Here is a 2,260-nt window from a genome sequence, read left to right as displayed (position 1 = left end):
CGCGAGACCGGGGTATCGCTGGTGTCGGTCATGACGGCCACCCAAATTCGGCAGATCAACCCATGGACGCCTCCCTGCCAGGCTCGTCGGATGAAGGGCACCCAGTACCGGTGGACGCTCGCGCCCGCCCACCTCCACTCCCGGCGGGCGAGCACGCCGTGCAAGGGGTCACGGCCGGTGCTCCGGTACCGGGTGCTGCGTTCAACCCTGCCCCGCACGCGGTTTCGCGCATACCGTCCAGCGTTGGCCTAACATTTGCGTACCGTTGTCGTTCACACAGGCCCGACACACGCATGCAGGTGGGGAAACATGATCACAGGGCGGGAATGGACTGGATTCGAGGCCGCTGCGTTGCAGCAGGCGATGCGATGCTCTGTGCGCGACTTCGCCGACATGCTGGGCGTGGAAGCCACCACGGTCGCCAAATGGCGCGCCAATTTGAGCGATCTGACACCCCGCCCTCGCACCCAAACCATTCTTGACACCGCCTACCAGCAGCGCACCACGCCCGAAGATCGGGAGCGGTTCGCCCAGATCATCGCTGAAGGTGAAACAGCATGGCGGAACCGACACCAGAGCGACCATCGACTTGCGCCTGGTGCGAGTGCGGGTCTGGCGGGTGTTGGGGTACCGGTTCCGCGACACGATGGTGTGGTGGGTGTCGAGGGCGACCTCGAGGTGGTGGCGCGGGAGTCGACGGAGTTCGCCGAGTGGCTAACCGCTTCAGCGGGGCAGATCTCGGTGGAGCTGTTCGCTGACGAGGTGTCGCTGATCGGCCGCCAGTTCGTTCACGCGCCACCACGTCCGTTGATCACCCGGTTGAGGTTGTTGCGTGATGAGCTGCGGGCCGCGCTTCAGACAGGCCCGGCACCCGCACTGGCGCGGGAGTTGCTGGTGCTCGGGGGAATTACGGTCGACTTGCTCGCTCATGTCACCGAGAACCTGGGCGACGGCCGCGCCGCCAAGCGGCACGCGATCGCCGCCGAGGAGATAGCCACCCGGATCGGACACGCCGGATTGCGTGCCTGGGCGGGCGGAACACGCGCGCTGATCGCCGAGTGGAACGGCGACCCCGAAACCGGAATGCGCCTGGCACGCCACGCCGCCACCCTCGCCCCGACCGGTGAGCCGCAAGTCCGGTTGGCCTCGATCGAGGCTCGATGCGCGGCCCGGCTCGGTCGCGCCGAGGACGCGCAATCTGCCATCACCCGCGCGGTGCACGCGGCCGAGACTCCGTCCTCCGACGACCTCACGGTGCTCGGTGGAGCCTTGCGATTCCCGCTCGCCAAGATGGCCTACTACGCGGGCAGTACATTCCGGTTGCTCGGCGATCACGACCGCGCGCAGCACTGGGCACTGGAAGCGATCACCGCCTACGAGGCTGGGCCCGCCGTTCAACGCTCCTACGGCGACGAGGCCCTGGCCCGTGCCGATGTCGCCATCGCACGCATCAGCACCGGTGAACTCGACGGCGCCGCCGAGATCCTCACCCCCGTACTGCGACTGCCAGCAGAACAGCGAATCCAGCCGGTCCTCGATGGTCTGGGCGCGGTTGACACCGCCTTGTCGGGCGCTCACCATGCCAACGACAGCACCTCCCGACAGCTCAGCGAGGAGATCACCATGCTGACCGCCTCCCGCCACACCGGATGACCGTTCTCTCCACCGCCGAGATCCTCGCCACCGCATGCCGCGACGCCGGCATACCCGCTCACAACGCCCGACTGCTCCGCGCACACAGCAACACCGTCTACGTGCTCCCCGAGGTCGACATCGTCGCGAGAATCAGCGCCAACGAGCACGACGGACTTCGCGCACGCGCCGGGCTCACCGCCACGGTCTGGCTGGCCGAGCACGGCATCCCCGTCACCGAACCCGCGCTCGACCGCGCCGTGGATGTCGGCCACGCGACCGTCACCTTCTGGCGCTACTATCCCCAACACGACCGCCCCCAGCCCCCGGTACACGCACTCGGGACAATCCTGCGGCAAATACACGCCCTGCCCGCCCCACCATTCCCGCTGCCGGACTACCCGCCGTTGCTGGGACTGCGCAGGATCCTCGAATCCGAGGCCGCGGACGTTCTCACCGAGAGCGACCGCAACTGGCTTACTGACCGCGCCGAGGACCTGATCACCAGCTACCACACCCTGCCCACACAACTCGGGCAAGGACTGGTCCACGGCGACGCCTACCGGGGAAACACCCTCTGGGACAACGACATCGTCCGTCTCGGCGACTGGGACGAGATCAGCTTCGC

Annotated in this window: 2 protein-coding genes; both read left to right on the top strand. The window is 67.5% G+C overall.

The features are described from left to right. Positions 1 to 375: 375 nt before the first annotated feature. Positions 376 to 1,653 (top strand): hypothetical protein, encoded by a 1,278-nt coding sequence (locus DFR74_RS35160; protein ID WP_147266055.1) that lies wholly within the window; start codon positions 376 to 378, stop codon positions 1,651 to 1,653. Next, positions 1,650 to 2,260, top strand: a 611-nt coding sequence (locus tag DFR74_RS35155; RefSeq protein ID WP_113975436.1) for a phosphotransferase, incomplete at its 3' end; no start/stop codon positions are given. The genes DFR74_RS35160 and DFR74_RS35155, both read left to right, overlap by 4 nt.

It is taken from the genome of Nocardia puris, assembly GCF_003315035.1.
Lineage (GTDB): Bacteria > Actinomycetota > Actinomycetes > Mycobacteriales > Mycobacteriaceae > Nocardia > Nocardia puris.
This window is presented reverse-complemented; position numbering and strand designations above follow the sequence as displayed.